Source organism: Streptomyces olivochromogenes, from assembly GCF_021538895.1.
Lineage (GTDB): Bacteria > Actinomycetota > Actinomycetes > Streptomycetales > Streptomycetaceae > Streptomyces > Streptomyces olivochromogenes_A.
This window is the reverse complement of record NZ_JADDRL010000061.1, coordinates 16,442-34,706: the sequence shown is the minus strand read 5'-3', so window position 1 is coordinate 34,706 and position 18,265 is coordinate 16,442. Positions and strand designations below refer to the sequence as shown.

The following is an 18,265-nucleotide window of genomic DNA, read 5'->3' as shown; positions in this document are numbered from 1 at the left end:
CGGGGCCCTACTCCCGGGCCAGGACCACGGCGGTCCCGTACGCGCACACCTCCGTGCCCACGTCCGCCGTCTCCGTCACGTCGAAGCGGAACATCAGCACCGCGTTGGCCCCCCGCGCGCGTGCCTGCTCCACGAGCCGCTGCATGGCCTCGTTGCGGCTCTGCACCAGGGTCTTGGTGAGCCCCTTGAGCTCCCCGCCGATCAACGACTTCAGGCCCGCGCCGATCTGGCTGCCCAGATGCCGCGAGCGCACGGTCAGTCCGAAGACCTCGCCGAGGACGTCCTGCACCCGGTGTCCGGGTACGTCGTTCGTGGTCACGACCAGGACGTCGGGCTGGAGACCCTGGCCGCCGCCGTACTCATCAATGCCCATGGCTCACAGCTTTGCCCCAGTCCCCGCACAGTGCATCCTGGAGACACCGGTGGAACCTGGGGCGGACACCATGCGTTGATAGCTTTGTGCGCCTGTACGAGAACGCCGACGCCGCAACGCCTTCACCCTTCAGGAGCCCGGAACCGTGACGACGCTCGCCCTCGGCCCGAGCTGGCTGGACCCCAACTACCTGCTCGACACGTACAGCATCTGGGGTCTGCTCCTCATTGTCTTCGCCGAGTCGGGCCTGCTCATCGGGTTTTTCCTGCCGGGTGACTCGCTGCTGTTCACCTGCGGTCTGCTGATCACCTCCCACCAGCTGGACTTCCCGCTGTGGGGCGCGATCGCCCTCATCTGCCTCGCCGCGATCCTCGGCGACCAGGCGGGCTACATGTTCGGCAAGAAGGTCGGCCCGTCCCTGTTCAACCGCCCGGACTCCCGCCTGTTCAAGCAGGAGAACGTCACCAAGGCGCACGAGTTCTTCGAGAAGTACGGCCCGAAGTCCCTGGTCCTGGCCCGCTTCGTGCCCATCGTGCGCACGTTCACGCCGATCATCGCGGGCGTCAGCGGCATGAAGTACCGCTCGTTCCTGGTCTTCAACGTGATCGGCGGCGTCCTGTGGGGCGCGGGCGTCACCCTGCTCGGCTCCTGGCTGGGCAACGTCGACTTCGTCAAGAAGAACGTCGAGGCGATCCTCATCCTGATCGTCCTGATCTCGGTGGTCCCGATCGCCATCGAGTTCCTGCGGGCCCGCTCCAAGAGCAAGAACGCCCCGCCCGCCGAGGCCCCGGCCCAGCGGCAGCCCTTCCAGCAGCAGGCCCAGCCCCAGGCCCCGGTCATGGACGACGCCACGACCCAGCTGCGCCGTGTCGAGCCGGAGTACGGGCAGCAGCAGCCCCAGCAGCAGCCGTACGGGTCGGGGCAGGGCTACGACGAGTTCTACGGACAGCCCCAGCAGCAGCCGCAGCCCTACGCCCAGCAGGGCTACCCGCAGCAGCAGTACCCCCAGCAGCAGTACCCGCAGCAGCAGTACCCCCAGGGTTACGACCAGGGTTATGACCAGGGCTACGACCAGCAGCAGCCGTACGGATCGCAGCAGGGCTACCCGCAGCAGCACCCGTACAACCAGCAGTAGGGCCTCGGAGCAGGAGCAGGAGCAGGAGCAGGAGCAGGAGCAGGCGGCTGGGGGGCCTCAGAAGCCCCTCGTCCGCTTGGCGGCCCGGCGCTTCTTGGCGGAGCCGACGCGCAGGAACAGCCGCGAGATCTCCGCCCCCAGGTTGACGCCGATCGCGATGGCCATGGCGAGGGACGCGGCCTTGGCCAGGGACACGAGCCCCTTGTCGACCTCGTTCTGCGCGATGGACAGCAGCCCGAAGTAGGTCGCCGAACCCGGCAGCAGCGGCCCGATCGCGGCCGTGGTGTACGGCAGCGCGGACGCGAACCGGTACCGCGACAGCAGCTGCCCGAACAGCCCGACCAGCCCGGCGGCCACGGCCGTGGAGGCCACCGGCGAGATCTCCCCGGCGTAGTGCATCGCGCCGTACACCGACCAGGCGACGCCGCCGTTGAGCGTCACCGCCAGCACGGTGGATCGTTCCTGCTGGAGCAGTACGGCGAAGGTCAGCGACAGCAGCATCGAGGCGGCGATCTGGAGCAGCGGCCGCTCGGCGATGTTCAGCGCCGCGTCCGGGTTGAGCGTGCCGCCCAGCTTCACGCCGAAGTACAGGATGACCAGCACGCCGATGACGATGCCGACGAAGAAGTACATGACCTCCAGCAGGCGGGCGGCAGCGGTGATGTAGAAGCCGGTCAGGCCGTCCTGCACGCCCGCCACCAGCGCCCGTCCGGGCAGCAGCGCGAACAGCCCACCGGTGATCACCGCGGACGCCTTCACGTCGACGTGCGCCAGCGTGAACGCCACGCCGACCGCGGCGGGCGGCATCGCGGCCACGGTGAACTGGTAGAACTCCGGCAGCCCGCGCCCCGCGCACAGCCAGGCCAGCCGGTCGCCGAGCATCGCGCCCAGCGCCGCCGCCACGAACACGATCACGTCACCGCCGACCAGGACGGAGGCCGCGCCCGCGAGCAGTCCGGTCGCCGCGGTCAGCACCCAGGTGGGGTACGGGTGGCGGTTGCGGCGGATCTCCACGAGCCGCCGGTAGGCCTCCTCCAGGGAGACATGGGTCTCCGGGTCCGTCAGGTCGTCCACGAGCCGGAACACGGCCGCCAGACGCGTGTAGTCGGTGCCGCGCCGGCGCACCGTGCGGGACGCCGTCACCGGGTCGTCCACCAGGGACGGCTGGTGCGAGATCGACAGCAGCGTGAAGGTGACGGTCGGCTCGCAGCGGTCGAGGCCGTACGACCGGCACACCGCGAACATCGCGGCCTCGACGTCCTCGGCGCCCTCGCCGCCCGCCAGCAGCAGCTCGCCGATACGCAGGGTCAGGTCGAGCACGCGCGGGACGGCCGGGCCGCCCTCCTCCTCGCCCCTCTGCACCGGCTCCGGGGCCGGCCGCTCGGCCACCGGCAGGCGCAGCATCGTGCGCATCCGGTCCTGCCAGGGCGCGTCCTTGACCAGGCTGACGGCCGGGATGCCGGTCGCCGGGGTGAACGCCGGCGGGGCCTGCCGGCTGCTGTACGTGTTCGGCACGCTGAACGCCGAGCCCTCCGGCTCGGCGCTCGGCGCCTGCGGCGCGTGCGTGCCCTCGGGCACGGCGAACTCGGACGTCGTCTCGGACTCACCGCCCGTCCTCGGGACCGACAGCCCCTCGGGTACGGCGAACTCCGACGTGATCTCGGGGTCGTACGTGCTCCTCGCCTCGTCCGAACGAGGCTTGCGGTCCTCCGCCTCCGTCACTCCGCAACGCTCCCTGAACGACACCTTGCCCAGGCCCCAGTATGCGCATGGGCCCACAGCGGACACGCAAACGGGCCGCACGCGTGCGCGTGCGGCCCGTTAGGGACGCAGTGGTGTCCGTCCTCCAGTCCCGTGGGACGGAGGTCAGTGACCGCCCTGCTCCTTGAAGCGCTTGTAGGACCGCTCGATCTCGATCTCGGCGTCGGTGCGGCCGACCCAGTTGGCGCCCTCGACGGACTTGCCGGGCTCCAGGTCCTTGTAGACCTCGAAGAAGTGCTGGATCTCCAGGCGGTCGAACTCCGACACGTGGTGGATGTCGCGCAGGTGCTCCACCCGCGGGTCGGTGGCCGGAACGCACAGCAGCTTGTCGTCGCCGCCCGCCTCGTCCGTCATCCGGAACATGCCGATCGCACGGCACTTGATGAGGCAGCCCGGGAAGGTCGGCTCGTCCAGGATGACCAGCGCGTCCAGCGGGTCGCCGTCCTCGCCGAGGGTGTTCTCGACGAAGCCGTAGTCGGTCGGGTAGGCGGTCGAGGTGAAGAGGCGACGGTCCAGGCGGATCCGACCGGTCTCGTGGTCCACCTCGTACTTGTTCCGCGAACCCTTCGGGATCTCGATCGTGACGTCGAACTCCACCGGTGGCTCCTCCATGATCAGCACATAGTTCTGGTGATTAAGTGTCCCTCACGCAGGTGTGTGATCGCGAAAGGGGCTGGTGGTCGTGCCAGAGCTGAGGCCTTGGCGAGCCGCGGGACCGCATGTGGTGCGGCTCGCGAACGCCGTACGACCCCGTCTGGCACGGGTCGCGACGGCCGCGAAACCGCGGGTCGCGCGGATCACCCGGGCCGTGGGACCCCGGCTCGCGGGGCCAGGGGGCCTCGCTCGTCCGCGGTCCCTGAAGACCTGGCAGTACACCGCGGGCGCCGCCACCGCCGGGCTGGCACTGGCCGCCGGAGTGGTTTCCGCCGTCGGCCCCTGGGACGCCAACGGTCAGCGTACGGCCGAGCGGGAGCGCGCGGTCGCCCTGGAGCGGCCGGGTGGCGCAGATCACGGCGGTGACTCCGGCACGGCGGACGACGGGCCCCGGCCCGCCCCGAGCGCCGCGTCCGTCCTGACGAGCCTGGGCGGCACCGCCCACAAGGTCAGGTCGGCGCCCACCGGGAAGGCCCTCGCGAACGTCCTGGACCCGCTCCTGGACGACCCGGCGCTCGGCGGCTCGCACACGGCCGCGGTCGTCGACGTGGCGAGTGGTGGCCGGCTGTACGGCACCGGCGCCGACACGGCCCTGACCCCCGCCTCCACCACGAAGATCGCCACCGCCGTCGCCGCGCTGTCCGCCCTGGGCGCCGACCACCGCCTCACCACCCGGACCGCCCTGGAAGCCGACACCAAGGAACTCGTCCTCGTCGGCGGCGGCGACCCGACGCTCACCGCCCACACCAAGGCGGAGGGCTGGGCGAGCCTGCGCACCCTGGCGCGGGACACGGCCGAGGCGCTTGGGCACCGCGGCGTCCGCCAGGTGACGCTCTCGTACGACACCACCCTGTACACGGGCCCCGTGCTCCACCCGATCGGCGTCAACGACAACCTCGCCCCCGTGAGCTCCCTGATGGCCGACGAGGGCCGTACCGACGGCTCGAACAGCGGGCCGGTGACCCGGGTGGCCGATCCCGCGGCGGACGCGGCCGGCAAGTTCGCCGGGTTCCTCAAGGACGCCGGCATCAAGACCACGCACCCCGGCCCCTCCAAGGCGACCGGCCGCGCCACCGCCCTCGCCTCGGTCAGCTCGCCGCCCCTGTCCGACCTGGTCGAACGCATGCTGACCAACAGCGACAACGACATCGCCGAGGCCCTGGCCCGCCAGACCGCCCTGGCGAGCGGCCGGCCGGCGAGCTTCGACGGCGGCGCGGCCGCGATCGCCGCGCAGCTGAAGAAACTGGGCCTGCCGATGAAGGGCGCGTCGTTCCACGACGGCAGCGGCCTGAACCGCAACGACAGGCTGACCGCGAACCTCCTGACCGCCCTCCTGGTCGAAGCCGGCTCCGCCACCCACCCCGGCCTGCGGCCCGTCCTCACCGGCCTGCCCGTCGCCGGCTTCACCGGCACCCTCAGCAGCCGCTACGCGGACGGCGCGGCGGGCGTCGTACGGGCGAAGACCGGCACCCTGACGGGCGTGAACACGCTGGCGGGCACCGTGGTCGACCGGGACGGCCGACTCCTGGCCTTCGCCTTCCTCGCCGCGAACACGACGGATCCGGTCGCGGCCCAGACGGCCCTGGACAAGACGGCGACGGCGCTGGCGGGGTGCGGATGCGGGTAGCCGACGGGGTGCGGGTGCGGGGGCCGCTCGAACCTCGGCTCACCCCTGCCCGCGCGGGAATCCCCCGACGCCCCACGGGTCGCCCCGAGCCTCGCCGACCTCGCACGGCCTGCCCCAAGTGGGAAGGCTCACGTACGGTTGACGCATGACGAGCATCGGTGGCGCTGCATCTCCTGGGATGGTCGACTGGAACCTCGCGGTGGCGACCGCGAGCCGGCTCGTGCGGCCGGGCCCCGAGGTGAGCCGCGACGAGGCCCGCGCCGTCGTCGCGGAACTGCGGCGGCACGCGAAGGCCTCGGAGGAACACGTCCGGGGCTTCACTCGTATGGGCACCGAGGACACCCACGGCACGCCCGTACTGGTCGTCGACCGTCCCGGCTGGGTCCGGGCGAACGTGGCCGGTTTCCGGGAGATCCTCAAGCCCCTGCTGGACAAGATGCAGGAGCGGCGCGGCGGCACCCCCGCCGGTGCGGTCCTCGGCGCCGTCGGCGGCAAGGTCACCGGCGTCGAACTGGGCATGCTGCTGTCCTTCCTGGCCTCCCGCGTCCTCGGCCAGTACGAGACCTTCGCCCCCGCCACCCGCGACCTCCCGGCCGGCGAGAACGGCGGCGGCCGGCTGCTGCTGGTCGCGCCGAACATCGTCCACGTGGAGCGCGAACTCGACGTGGAACCTCACGACTTCCGGCTGTGGGTGTGCCTGCACGAGGAGACGCACCGCACGCAGTTCACCGCCGTGCCGTGGCTGCGTGACCACCTGGAGGGTGAAATCCAGTCTTTCTTGGCGGAGACCGATGTCGACCCGATGACCGTCCTGGAACGCATGCGCGAGGCCGCCCAGTCACTGGCCGGCGGGCGCCCGGAGGGCGAGGAGGACGACGGCGGACGGTCGTTCGTCGAACTGGTGCAGACCCCGGCCCAGCGAGAGATCCTCGGCCGCCTCACCGCGGTGATGTCCCTCCTGGAGGGGCACGCCGACTTCGTGATGGACGGGGTCGGTCCGGAAGTCGTACCGACCGTCTCGGAGATCCGCGAGAAGTTCCAGCAGCGCCGCGCCAAGGGCGCTTCCCGGCTGGACCTGGCGCTGCGCAAACTGCTGGGACTGGACGCCAAGCTGCGGCAATACCGGGACGGCGAGCGCTTCGTGCGCGCGGTCGTCGACCAGGTCGGCATGGACGGCTTCAACCGCGTGTGGACCTCTCCGAACACCCTGCCGACCAAGACGGAGATCGCCAAACCGGCGGACTGGATCGCGCGGGTGCACCGCAAGCCCGAGTCGTGAACCCCGTGGGAAAGTCGTGAACCGAATCCGGCCGACGGCAGGCGAACGCCCCTCCAATCACCCGTCCGAGGGACCGTGAGCCATGGGTAGGCGTGCAATGCTCGGGGAACGGCCCGTTTCTGTCACCATCTACACACTCTGAGTGACCGAAGCTCGGGCTCACCCCCGACAATTTCATGAAGGGAACCGGACATGGGTCCCCATCCTGCGGTCGCGGCGATACGCCTGGCGGTCCGCCGCGTCCTTCACGACCTCATCGACGAACAGATCCCCAACTCCCGGGTCGGCACGCACGCCGCCCCGGACAGCGCGCACGGCGCGTACGAGCGCCCCCCGTCCCCGCTCGTCCTCGTGGCGTGCTCCGGCGGCGCCGACTCCATGGCCCTCGCCTCCGCCCTCGCCTTCGAAGCCCCCAAACTCGGCATCCGCGCCGGCGGTATCACCGTCGACCACGGCCTTCAGCCCGGCTCCGGCCTGCGCGCCGACGAGGTCGTCCTGAGGCTGCGCGAACTCGGCCTGGACCCCGTCGAGTCCATCGCCGTCACCGTGGGCCGCGAGGGAGGTCCCGAGGCCGCCGCCCGGGACGCCCGCTACGCCGCCCTCGACGCCGCCGCCGAACGCCACGGCGCCCGCGCGATCCTGCTCGGCCACACCCGCGACGACCAGGCCGAAACCGTCCTGCTCGGCCTCGCCCGCGGCTCCGGCATCCGCTCCCTGTCCGGAATGGCCGCGGTCTCGGGGGCCGGCGGCCGTTACCGCCGCCCCTTCCTCCAGCTCGACCGGCAGACCGCCCGCAAGGCCTGCATGGTCCAGTCCCTGCCGGTCTGGGACGACCCGCACAACGCCGACCCGGCGTACACGCGCTCCCGGCTGCGCCACGAGGGCCTGCCCGCCCTGGAGAAGGCCCTCGGCAAGGGCGTCGTCGAGGCACTCGCCCGTACGGCCCAGCTCTCCCGCGACGACGCCGACGCCCTCGACGCCTGGGCCAGTCAGGCCGAGACCGCCGTCCGTGACGCCACCGGACTCCTGGAGTGCTCCAAGCTCTTCGCGCTGCCGCCCGCGGTGCGCCGCCGCATCCTGCGCCGCGCCGCCATCGAGGCGGGTGCTCCGGCCGGTTCGCTGTTCGCCCGCCACATCGAGGAACTCGACCGGCTGATCACCGGTTGGCGCGGCCAGGGGGCCATCAATCTCCCGGGCAAAGTCGTCGCCCAGCGACAGGGTGGCAGACTGGTGATTCGGCAAGGCTGAATCCCTCCCCCCGGGGGAGGCGCCGGATCTCCCTCAGGGGACGGGACCGGCGGGCCGGTGGGACGACCGAAAGTGATGCGGGTGGACGCGAAAGACATGGGTGCCGACCTCCAGCGGGTGCTCATCACCAAGGAAGAGATCGACGCGAAGCTGGCCGAGCTGGCCGCGAAGATCGACGCGGAGTACGAGGGCAGGGATCTGCTGATCGTCGGCGTGCTCAAGGGCGCGGTGATGGTCATGGCCGACCTCGCCCGGGCGCTGTCCACCCCCGTCACGATGGACTGGATGGCCGTGTCGTCGTACGGCGCGGGCACCCAGTCCTCCGGTGTCGTGCGGATCCTCAAGGACCTCGACACCGACATCAAGGGCAAGCACGTCCTGATCGTCGAGGACATCATCGACTCCGGCCTGACCCTGTCCTGGCTGATCAACAACCTCGGCTCGCGCGAGCCCGCCTCGCTGAAGGTGTGCACGCTGCTGCGCAAGCCCGACGCCGCCAAGGTCGCCATCGACGTGGAGTGGGTCGGCTTCGACATCCCCAACGAGTTCGTCGTGGGCTACGGCCTCGACTACGCCGAGAAGTACCGCAACCTCCCGTTCGTCGGTACGCTCGCGCCTCACGTCTACGGCGGCTGAGCCCCAAAGGGCCCAAGTCCGTAAGACGATCGGGAACCCCAGCGGGTTTCGTGCCGTTGGAGCATGCAGAGACGGGAATGCCAGCCGTCCGAGCGGCTTCGCGCGGCTTCGGGTGACAATGCTGGGGTACCGTCAGAAGAACTGTCTTATCAAACTCACTATGGCAGGAGGGACGGGGCGGCACCGCTCCGTATGGATGGACGTGAAGCGATACTTCCGTGGGCCGGTCATGTGGATCGTGCTGGCCGTCCTTGCCGTGGTCGTGTTGATGCAGGTCGTCGGCTCGTCCGGCGGCTACAAGACGGTGGACACCGGCCAGGTCGTGGCGGCGATCAACGACAACAAGGTCGAGTCGGCCAAGCTCACCACCGGTGACGAGCAGACCGTCAAGGTCACGCTCAAGGACGGCGTCAAGGTCGAGGGCAGCTCGAAGATCCAGGCGAGCTACATCGGCGACCAGGGCGTGGCCCTGGCCACGACGCTGCAGAACAAGTACCAGGACAAGCAGATCCCGGACGGCTACACGGTCGCGCCGTCCAAGCAGAACCCGTTCGTCGGCGTCCTGCTCTCGCTGCTCCCCTTCGTCCTCATCGTGGTCGTCTTCCTGTTCCTGATGAATCAGATGCAGGGTGGCGGCTCCCGGGTCATGAACTTCGGGAAGTCGAAGGCGAAGCTCATCACCAAGGACACCCCGAAGACGACCTTCTCGGACGTCGCGGGCTGTGACGAGGCGGTCGAGGAACTCCAGGAGATCAAGGAGTTCCTGCAGGAGCCGGCGAAGTTCCAGGCCGTCGGCGCCAAGATCCCCAAGGGCGTGCTCCTGTACGGCCGTCCGGGTACCGGCAAGACGCTGCTCGCGCGTGCCGTGGCCGGCGAGGCCGGGGTCCCCTTCTATTCGATCTCCGGTTCCGACTTCGTCGAGATGTTCGTCGGTGTCGGTGCCTCCCGAGTCCGTGACCTGTTCGAGCAGGCCAAGGCGAACGCCCCGGCGATCGTCTTCGTCGACGAGATCGACGCGGTCGGCCGCCACCGCGGCGCCGGCCTCGGCGGTGGTCACGACGAGCGCGAGCAGACGCTGAACCAGCTGCTCGTCGAGATGGACGGCTTCGACGTCAAGGGCGGCGTGATCCTCATCGCCGCGACGAACCGGCCCGACATCCTCGACCCGGCCCTCCTGCGCCCCGGCCGCTTCGACCGCCAGATCGCGGTCGACCCGCCGGACCTGCAGGGCCGTCTGGAGATCCTCAAGGTCCACCAGAAGGGCAAGCCGGTCGCTCCCGACGTCGACCTGTCCGCGGTCGCCCGCCGTACCCCGGGCTTCACCGGTGCCGACCTGAGCAACGTCCTCAACGAGGCCGCCCTGCTCACGGCGCGCAGCGACAAGAAGCTGATCGACAACTCCATGCTGGACGAGGCGATCGACCGTGTGGTCGCGGGCCCGCAGAAGCGGACCCGGATCATGTCGGACAAGGAGAAGAAGATCACCGCGTACCACGAGGGCGGTCACGCCCTGGTCGCGGCGGCCTCGCCGAACTCCGACCCGGTCCACAAGATCACGATCCTGTCCCGCGGCCGCGCCCTCGGCTACACGATGGTGCTCCCGGACGAGGACAAGTACTCGACCACCCGCAACGAGATGCTCGACCAGCTGGCCTACATGCTGGGCGGCCGCGCGGCCGAGGAACTGGTCTTCCACGACCCGACCACGGGCGCCGCGAACGACATCGAGAAGGCCACCACCACGGCCCGCGCGATGGTCACCCAGTACGGCATGACCGAGCGTCTCGGCGCCATCAAGTTCGGCGGCGACAACACCGAGCCGTTCCTCGGACGTGAGATGGCTCACCAGCGCGACTACTCGGAAGAGGTCGCCGCGCTGGTGGACGAGGAAGTCAAGAAGCTCATCGAGAACGCGCACAACGAGGCCTGGGAGATCCTGGTCGAGAACCGCGACGTCCTCGACAACCTCGTCCTGGCCCTCCTGGAGAAGGAGACGCTCGGCAAGGAGGAGATCGCCGAGATCTTCGCGGCGATCCACAAGCGGCCCGCACGGCCCGCGTGGACCGGCTCCTCCCGGCGTACGCCGTCCACCCGCCCGCCGGTGCTCTCCCCGAAGGAGCTGGCACTGACCAACGGGGCGAACGGCTCGACGCCGGCGATCAGCACCGCGAAGTCCACGGCGGCCGAGTCTGCCCCGGTGACGGAGCAGACCCCGGAGGACCGCTCCGAGAGCTGACCGTTCCTGGTGGGGCCCCACGGGCCGCACCAGTCCCGGAATGGATGCCGCGTCCCCCAAGGTTTTAGCCTTGGGGGACGCGGCATTTCCGGATGTCCGCAGGCAAGTGACACAGGAACGAGGCACCAATGACCGACCCCGTGACCCTGGACGGCGAGGGCACCATCGGCGAATTCGACGAGAAGCGCGCCGAGAACGCCGTACGCGAACTCCTGATCGCGGTCGGCGAGGACCCGGACCGCGAGGGCCTGAGGGAGACGCCGGCGCGGGTGGCGCGGGCGTACAAGGAGATCTTCGCGGGACTGTGGCAGCAGCCCGAGGACGTGCTGACGACCACCTTCGACCTCGGGCACGACGAGATGGTGCTCGTGAAGGACATCGAGGTGTACTCGACCTGTGAGCATCACCTGGTGCCCTTCAGGGGAGTCGCCCACGTCGGCTACATCCCGTCCGTCACCGGGAAGATCACCGGCCTGTCCAAGCTGGCCCGGCTCGTCGACGTCTACGCCCGCCGGCCGCAGGTGCAGGAACGACTCACCACGCAGATCGCGGACTCGCTGATGGACATCCTGGAGCCCCGGGGCGTGATCGTGGTCGTCGAGTGCGAGCACATGTGCATGTCGATGCGGGGCATCCGCAAGCCGGGCGCGAAGACCATAACGTCCGCGGTGCGCGGCCAGCTGCGCGACGCCGCGACGCGGAACGAGGCGATGAGCCTCATCATGGCGCGCTGAACGACCCCGACGGGGCGTTGAACGACCGCCGGGGCGGGCCGACGCGCCGGCGGATCACGCCGCCGGTTCGGCCCCCGTGTGGTCGTGGTCCTCGTCCTCCGGGAGCTTGCAGACGCGCTCCAGGAAGATGGCGGCCGCTATGACGGCGAAGCCCGCCAGGACCGAGAAGGCGGCGTAGATCGCCTGGTCGCGGCGGGCGGGCATGTCGAGGAGCTCCAGCAGGAAGACGCCCGTGCCGCCGTACATCCCGGCGACGAGGGCGGCGACCAGGGCGCTGGCCTGACCGAAGACGACCGCGCGGGCGGCCATGAGCGGGTCGACGCCCTTGGCGCCGGGGCGGCGCTCGCGCTGGGCCTTGAGACGATTGCGCAGCGAGAGCGCCGTGGACAGGAGCACCACGGCGATCAGGGCGAGGACGATGGGGGCGGCCAGCGGAACACTGGGCAGCGTGCCCACCGAGTTCCACAGGCGGGCGCCCGCCCAGGACAGCACCCCGGCGACGACGAACACGCCGACCAGCACCCTGATGCGCAGCTCTCTCACGGTGTTCCTTCAGCTCCCCCGCAGTACGTGTGGCCGGACCGTGCGTTCGTCTCGGCCCTTGACCTTAACGACTACTCGGGCAGGCGGAGTTCCAGGTCCGCGCGGGCTTCCACGCCGTGCCGGGTGAGGGCCGCGAGAAGGTCGGCGACCGCGCCGCGGCCGGGCAGATGGGCGTCGGGGTCCACGTCGTACCAGGGCGCCAGCACGAAGGCGCGCTCGTGGGCGCGCGGGTGGGGGAGGGTCAGATGCGGGTCCGCGGAGACGACGTCGGCGTACGCGACGATGTCGACGTCGAGGGTGCGCGGGCCCCAGCGCTCGTCCCGTACCCGGTTGAAGGCCTCCTCGACCGCGTGCGCCCGCTCCAGAAGGGAGGACGGGGGCAGGGTGGTCTTCAGGACCACGACCGCGTTGAAGTACGAGGGCTGGCTGCCGGGCTCGACGCCCCACGGCTCCGTCTCGTACACCGGTGAGACGCCCTTGATGCGCACGCCCGGGGTGTCCTCCAGCGCGTCGACGGCGCCCTGGAGCGTCTCCAGGCGGTTGCCGAGGTTGGAGCCGAGGGAGATCACGGCCCATTTCGGGTTGCTGAGTGTCGTGTCGGCGGCGTCGACCTGCTCGACGACGGAGGCGGGCACCGGCTGGACGGTCGGGTCGCTGGGACCCTGCGTGAAGGATGCGGTCATACTCGGCTCCGGGTGATGGTGACGGTCACGTCGTCGAAGGGGACCGTGATCGGAGCGTCCGGTTTGTGGACCACGACCTCGACCTCCTGGACCCCCTCGTGCTTCAGACAGGCCTGGGCGATCCGCTCGGCGAGCGTCTCGATGAGGTTCACCGGCTCGCCCTCGACCACGGCCACGACTTCCTCGGCCACGATGCCGTAGTGCACGGTCTTCGCCAGGTCGTCGTCCGCCGCGGCCGGCCGGGTGTCCAGGCCAAGGACGAGGTCCACGAGGAAGGTCTGGCCCTCCTCGCGCTCCTTGGGGAAGACACCGTGGTGCCCGCGGGCCTTGAGGCCGCGCAGCGCGACACGATCCACGCGAATCACTCCTGCAATCGTCGGTAACGGCCGGTTCGTACCGAGTGCGGGCGGCACACCGGCCTCAGACGAATCTACCTGCGGGCACTGACAAAACCAGGCCATGAGAGCGCGGGCCCGGGCGGGGGCCGGGAGGGTTCATCACGTGTTTCCCCTGGGGAACCCGGCGGCTCATGGGGTGGTAGCCGCACATACCCGGGGGTAGGTGATTCCAACCACTTCTTGGTCCCTGCGGGGCGCCTACCCACTCAGGCAGAGGTGTCCTCGTCCTCGTCCTCGTCGTTTTCGGCCATAACCGGGGAGGCGTGGTGGGACCAGAGCTTCCAGCCGTCGGGGGTGCGCCGGAAGACGTTCGTGGCGACGACGAGCTGCCCGACGAGCGGGCCGAGCTCCGCGCCCTCCGCGGGGGCGGGACCACCGCTGAGGATGTTCTCGGTGCAGGTCACCAGGGCGGTGTCGCCGGTGACGGAGACATGGACGTCGGTGAGGAAGAACTGGATGTAGTCGGTGTTCGCCATGATCAGCGCGTACGACCGCAGGACCTCGCCGCGCCCGGTGAGCACCGGCCAGCCCGGGTGCACGCAGGAGACGACGCCGGCGTCCGCCGGATCGTGGTACTCCTCGTCGACGCCCAGGTCGGCGGGGGTGAGCCAGAGCGAGGACAGTTCCTCGAAGTCGCCGCGCTCCATCGCCTCGTAGAAGGCGGTATTGGCGAGTTCGACCTGTTCGACGTCGGTATGGGGGGCGCTCACCGGGCTCCTTCTCCACTCGCGCCAGGCGTGTTCCCTTCCGTGCGCGCGCCTTCCACGGCGCGCGCGACCCGCACGGCGTCCGCCGTCGCACGCACCTCGTGGACGCGTACCGCCCAGGCGCCGGCCTGTGCGGCGAGCGCGGAGACGGCGGCCGTGGCGGCGTCGCGCTCCCGGGCCGGCGGGGGCGCCCCCTCCGGTCCGGCCAGGACGCGGCCGAGGAAACGCTTGCGGGACGCGGCGACCAGGAACGGGTGGCCCAGGGCGGTCAGGCGGTCCAGGTGGGCGAGCAGGGCCAGGTCGTGCTCGGCCTCCTTGGAGAAGCCGAGGCCGGGGTCGACGACGATGCGGTCGGGGGCGATGCCGCCCGCCAGAACGGCCTCCACGCGCGCGTGCAGCTCGTCGACGACTTCGGCGACGACGTCCTCGTACACCCCGTGGACGTTGCCGCCGTCCATGAACCCGCGCCAGTGCATGACGACGAAGGGGGCGCCCGACTCGGCGACCACCGGGATCATCGCGGGGTCGGCGAGGCCGCCGCTGACGTCGTTGACGAGGGCGGCGCCGGCCGCGAGGGCCTGCGCGGCGACCGAGGCGCGCACGGTGTCGACGGAGACGACGACGCCCTCGGAGGCGAGGCCGCGGACGACGGGGATGACCCGCCGCAGTTCCTCGGCCTCGTCGACGCGGGTGGCGCCCGGGCGGGTGGACTCGCCGCCGACGTCGACCAGATCGGCGCCCTCGGCGACCAGTTCGAGGCCGTGCTTGACGGCGGCGGTCGTGTCGAAGAAGCGGCCGCCGTCGGAGAAGGAGTCGGGGGTGACGTTCACGACCCCCATGACCGCGCAGCGGTCCCATGCCGGAAGGCCCGTGACTCGGCCGCGCCCGCTCTGGTTGCTCATACGTTCAGCGTAGGCCCCGGGCGGGGCCGCACGTTCCGGTGGCCCGAGCCCAAGCCCCCGGGCAGGAAGGGTTGGGGCTTGCGCTCGGACCGGTCCGGGATCACGCCGCCCTGACGTCCCGCACGTCGTGTTCCGCGAGCCGGTGGGAGCACGGGCGGGCGGCGGCCGAGCGGCGGCGCAGGAAGCGCGGCAGCGGCAGCGCGAGGTTCACGAAGCCCTCCGCCTGCATGGCGGCGAGGCCGATGCGGGGCAGGTCGCCGGAGGCCCGGTAGACGACGAACCGCGGCTCCCAGCGGGGCTGGAACTTGGCGTTGAACTTGTACAGGGACTCGATCTGGAACCAGCGCGAGAGGAACACCAGCAGTCCGCGCCAGGCGCGCAGCACCGGGCCCGCGCCGATCTTCTCGCCGCGTGCCAGGGCCGAGCGGAACATCGCGAAGTTGAGCGAGACCCGGCTGACGCCGAGCTTCGGGGCCGCCTGCAGGGCCGCCACGATGAGCAGTTCGTTCATGCCGGGGTCGGCCGAACGGTCGCGGCGCATCAGGTCCAGGGAGGCGCCGTCCGTGCCCCAGGGCACGAAGTGCAGGATCGCCTTCAGGTCGCCGTAGGGGCCGGGCTGCTCGTCCGCCTTGTGGGCGGTGGCGATCAGGCAGTCCCCGTCGGACGGGTCGCCGATGCGGCCCAGGGCCATGGAGAAACCGCGTTCGGTGTCGGTGCCGCGCCAGTCCTCCGCGGCCTGCCGGATGCGCTCCAGCTCGGCCTCGCCCACGTCACGGATGCGCCGTACCCGGGTTTCGTAGCCGGCCCGCTCGATGCGCTTGACCATCTGGCGCACGTTGCGCATCGCGCGTCCGGCGAGCGAGAAATCCGCTACGTCCACCACCGCCTCGTCGCCCAGTTCCAGGGCGTCCAGGCCGGTCTCGCGGGTCCACACCTCGCCGCCCGTCTCCGAACAGCCCATGACGGCGGGCGTCCAGGAGTGCGCCTTGGCCTCGTCCATGAACCGCTCGATGGCGCCGGGCCAGGCCTCGACGTCGCCGATCGGGTCGCCGCTGGCGAGCATCACGCCGGACACGACGCGGTAGGTCACCGCAGCCTTGCCGCTGGGCGAGAAGACCACGGCCTTGTCCCGGCGCAGCGCGAAGTGGCCGAGGGAGTCGCGGCGGCCGTGCTTCTCCAGGAGCGCCCGCAGCCGGACCTCGTCCTCCTCGGTCAGCCGCGCGGCCGGGTGTTCGGGGCGGAAGGCCAGGTAGATGGTGGTGACCGCGGTGAGCCAGCCGAGCGCGCCGAGGGAGAAGGCGACCGTCCAGGACGTGTTGCCCTCGTAGTTCATCGGGCCCTCGAAGCCGAACAGGCCGTAGATGACGTGGGTCAGGCGATCGGCCACGCTCGGGTCGCCGATCGTGCGGTTCGGGTGGACGCTGACGATGAGCAGTCCGAGGACGAGGGAACCGGCGGCCATGAGGACGAAGTTGGCGAGCGCCCGCCACCGGCTGCGCGGGTCGGGCAGGGCCGAGAACTCGTCGCGGTGGCGCAGCAGCGGCAGGAGCAGCGCCACGGAGATGAGCACGCCGATGACGGAGTGCCGGTACACGAACTGCGACATCGCACCGGCCGGCAGGAGCACCACGGCGGCCCGCCAGGCCCGGCGCTTGCGCCGCTTGAGCCCGTGCGCGAGCAGCAGCAACAGCACGCCGGTGCTGAGCGCGAGCGCCGCGGCGAACGGGCCGAGCGCGCCCGGCAGCACCTCGGCCAGGGCGTGCATACGGCTGTGACGGAAGCGCGGGAACACACCCGCGGCAATGTCCAGGACGCCCACAAGGGCGCACGCCCTGCCTATGACGGCAGGGACGGCCTCGGGGCGCGGTCCGCGAAATACGCGCTGCGCCACACTTGATCGGCTCGGAACCTCGCCCGACATTTCCCCATCTATCCTGACAGACATCGCATCCCGTAGTTCTGCGAGAGACCTTGAGTCCGGTGCCTATTCGGGCATCCGACGACATTGCGCCCTCTAGGACGGTGTCTCGGGGAAAGAGGTTCACTCCCCACCGGAAAGCCGGGTCAAAGCCCAAGGAAAGCCCGGGGCAAGCCTTCGTCACGAAGCGTCGGCGAGCCCCTGGCGGAAAGCGCAGGCGGGAACAGCTCATGGGTCTCACGAGCAACAAGATGCTGATGCTGGCGGTCGTTCTCGCCGTGCTCCTCTTCGTCGGCACGGTGTGGTTGTGGCCGCGGCTGGCCCGGCGGAACTGGCGGGCCGTCAGCGGGCGCGTGGGGCTCCTCCTGGCCACCCAGCTGGCGCTCTTCCTCTGCCTGGGCATCGGTGTCAACCAGGCCTTCGGCTTCTACGCGAGCTGGGCGGACCTGTTCGGCAAGGAGACGGACCAGGGCGTCGTCGTCGACCACACGGCTCGCCTCGGCGCGGGCGGCCCGCTCCAGGTGATGGCCGCCGGGCCGGTGCAGGGACTGCGCGGATCGCGTCCGTCGGCGACCGGGCAGATCCAGAAGGTCGACATCGTGGGTCGTACGACCCATATCGCCACGCCCGCGTACGTGTACCTGCCGCCGGAGTACTTCCAGGCCCGGTACCGCGCGCGTACGTTCCCCGCGGCCGTCGTCCTCACCGGCTACCCCGGTACGGCCAAGGCCCTGGTGGACAAACTGCACTATCCGCGTACGGCCGGCGAACTGGCCAAGGACGGACGCATGCAGCCGATGATCCTGGTGATGATGCGGCCGACGGTGGCGCCGCCGCGCGACACGGAGTGCGTGGACGTCCCGGGCGGCCCGCGGACCGAGACGTTCTTCGCCAAGGACCTGCCCGATGCCGTACTGGCCCACTACAGGGTGGGCAAGAAACCGGGCAGTTGGGGCATTATCGGCGACTCCACCGGCGGATACTGCGCGCTGAAGCTCGCCATGCACCACCCGGACGTGTACGCGGCCGGCGCGGGCCTGTCGCCTTACTACAAGGCGCCGATCGACGCCACGACCGGTGATCTCTTCCGGGGCGACAAGGCCCTGCGGAATCGTTCCGACTTGTGGTGGTACCTGAAGCACCAGCCCGCGCCCGACACCTCACTGCTCGTCAGCAGCAGCAAGATCGGCGAGTCCAACTACAAGGACACGCTCAAATTCATAGAGCGGGTGCGGGCCACGAACCTGACCCGGATCTCGTCGATCATCCTGGAGAGCGGCGGTCACAACTTCAACACCTGGCGGCGGGAGATCCCGGGGACGCTGCAGTGGATCAGCGGCCGACTGAGCGACCGCTGAAAGCGATCGTGCGCAATTCGGTGCCTGGTGATCGTTCCTGATCTTCCTGGTGCCGTCTGTAGGCATCGGTATG

The 18,265-nt window shown here is 70.5% G+C and carries 17 protein-coding genes; 8 read left to right on the top strand and 9 right to left on the bottom strand.

Translation table 11 applies throughout. The features are described from left to right. Positions 1–7: 7 nt before the first annotated feature. Entirely contained in the window at positions 8–373 is a 366-nt protein-coding gene (locus tag IPZ69_RS27695) for a YbjQ family protein (RefSeq protein WP_235457283.1), read from the bottom strand. Positions 374–518: 145 nt separating this feature from the next. Here IPZ69_RS27695 and IPZ69_RS27690 point away from each other — a divergent pair, with 145 nt between their 5' ends. After that, complete coding sequence (locus IPZ69_RS27690) at positions 519–1,508, top strand: DedA family protein (RefSeq protein WP_235457282.1); 990 nt, start codon at positions 519–521, stop codon at positions 1,506–1,508. Between the two features lie 57 nt (positions 1,509–1,565). Here the strand turns inward: IPZ69_RS27690 and IPZ69_RS27685 are convergent, their stop codons facing one another. Next, a complete protein-coding gene (locus IPZ69_RS27685; protein ID WP_235457281.1) occupies positions 1,566–3,230 on the bottom strand; it encodes a threonine/serine exporter family protein in 1,665 nt (554 codons plus the stop codon). 144 nt (positions 3,231–3,374) lie between these two features. Further along, entirely contained in the window at positions 3,375–3,866 is a 492-nt protein-coding gene (locus IPZ69_RS27680) for an inorganic diphosphatase (RefSeq protein ID WP_010044289.1), read from the bottom strand. A gap of 79 nt (positions 3,867–3,945) precedes the next feature. Between IPZ69_RS27680 and dacB the strand changes: the two genes are divergently transcribed. The 6 genes from dacB (at position 3,946) to folE (ending at position 11,683) form a co-directional block, all read left to right on the top strand. Continuing rightward, positions 3,946–5,550, top strand: a complete 1,605-nt coding sequence (gene dacB, locus IPZ69_RS27675) for a D-alanyl-D-alanine carboxypeptidase/D-alanyl-D-alanine endopeptidase (protein WP_374294017.1) — start codon at positions 3,946–3,948, stop codon at positions 5,548–5,550. A 145-nt stretch (positions 5,551–5,695) separates the two neighbouring features. Continuing rightward, positions 5,696–6,829, top strand: a complete 1,134-nt coding sequence (locus IPZ69_RS27670; RefSeq protein ID WP_235457280.1) for a zinc-dependent metalloprotease — start codon at positions 5,696–5,698, stop codon at positions 6,827–6,829. A 192-nt stretch (positions 6,830–7,021) separates the two neighbouring features. Next, on the top strand, positions 7,022–8,077 hold the full coding sequence (tilS, locus tag IPZ69_RS27665) for a tRNA lysidine(34) synthetase TilS (RefSeq protein WP_235457279.1): 1,056 nt from the start codon (positions 7,022–7,024) through the stop codon (positions 8,075–8,077). Between the two features lie 75 nt (positions 8,078–8,152). Then, complete coding sequence (gene hpt, locus IPZ69_RS27660; protein ID WP_235457305.1) at positions 8,153–8,713, top strand: hypoxanthine phosphoribosyltransferase; 561 nt, start codon at positions 8,153–8,155, stop codon at positions 8,711–8,713. Positions 8,714–8,909: 196 nt separating this feature from the next. Next, on the top strand, positions 8,910–10,949 hold the full coding sequence (gene ftsH / locus IPZ69_RS27655) for an ATP-dependent zinc metalloprotease FtsH (RefSeq protein ID WP_235457278.1): 2,040 nt from the start codon (positions 8,910–8,912) through the stop codon (positions 10,947–10,949). Positions 10,950–11,077: 128 nt separating this feature from the next. Continuing rightward, positions 11,078–11,683, top strand: coding sequence for a GTP cyclohydrolase I FolE (gene folE, locus IPZ69_RS27650; protein WP_235457277.1), 606 nt, complete (start codon positions 11,078–11,080; stop codon positions 11,681–11,683). A 54-nt stretch (positions 11,684–11,737) separates the two neighbouring features. Here the strand turns inward: folE and IPZ69_RS27645 are convergent, their stop codons facing one another. The 6 genes from IPZ69_RS27645 to IPZ69_RS27620 form a co-directional block, all read right to left on the bottom strand. Next, positions 11,738–12,226, bottom strand: coding sequence for a DUF3180 domain-containing protein (locus tag IPZ69_RS27645; RefSeq protein WP_235457276.1), 489 nt, complete (start codon positions 12,224–12,226; stop codon positions 11,738–11,740). Positions 12,227–12,297: 71 nt separating this feature from the next. After that, on the bottom strand, positions 12,298–12,909 hold the full coding sequence (gene folK / locus IPZ69_RS27640) for a 2-amino-4-hydroxy-6-hydroxymethyldihydropteridine diphosphokinase (RefSeq protein WP_235457275.1): 612 nt from the start codon (positions 12,907–12,909) through the stop codon (positions 12,298–12,300). After that, positions 12,906–13,265 (bottom strand): dihydroneopterin aldolase, encoded by a 360-nt coding sequence (folB, locus tag IPZ69_RS27635; protein WP_235457274.1) that lies wholly within the window; start codon positions 13,263–13,265, stop codon positions 12,906–12,908. Before folB ends, folK begins: the two co-directional genes overlap by 4 nt. A 248-nt stretch (positions 13,266–13,513) precedes the next feature. Next, complete coding sequence (locus IPZ69_RS27630) at positions 13,514–14,017, bottom strand: nuclear transport factor 2 family protein (RefSeq protein ID WP_235457273.1); 504 nt, start codon at positions 14,015–14,017, stop codon at positions 13,514–13,516. Next, entirely contained in the window at positions 14,014–14,916 is a 903-nt protein-coding gene (gene folP, locus IPZ69_RS27625) for a dihydropteroate synthase (protein ID WP_235457272.1), read from the bottom strand. The genes IPZ69_RS27630 and folP overlap by 4 nt, the downstream gene beginning before the upstream one ends. Positions 14,917–15,016: 100 nt before the next feature. Beyond that, on the bottom strand, positions 15,017–16,837 hold the full coding sequence (locus IPZ69_RS27620) for a phosphatidylglycerol lysyltransferase domain-containing protein (RefSeq protein ID WP_235457271.1): 1,821 nt from the start codon (positions 16,835–16,837) through the stop codon (positions 15,017–15,019). 227 nt (positions 16,838–17,064) lie between these two features. Between IPZ69_RS27620 and IPZ69_RS27615 the strand changes: the two genes are divergently transcribed. Next, a complete protein-coding gene (locus IPZ69_RS27615; RefSeq protein ID WP_235457270.1) occupies positions 17,065–18,192 on the top strand; it encodes an alpha/beta hydrolase in 1,128 nt (375 codons plus the stop codon). Positions 18,193–18,265: the final 73 nt, after the last annotated feature.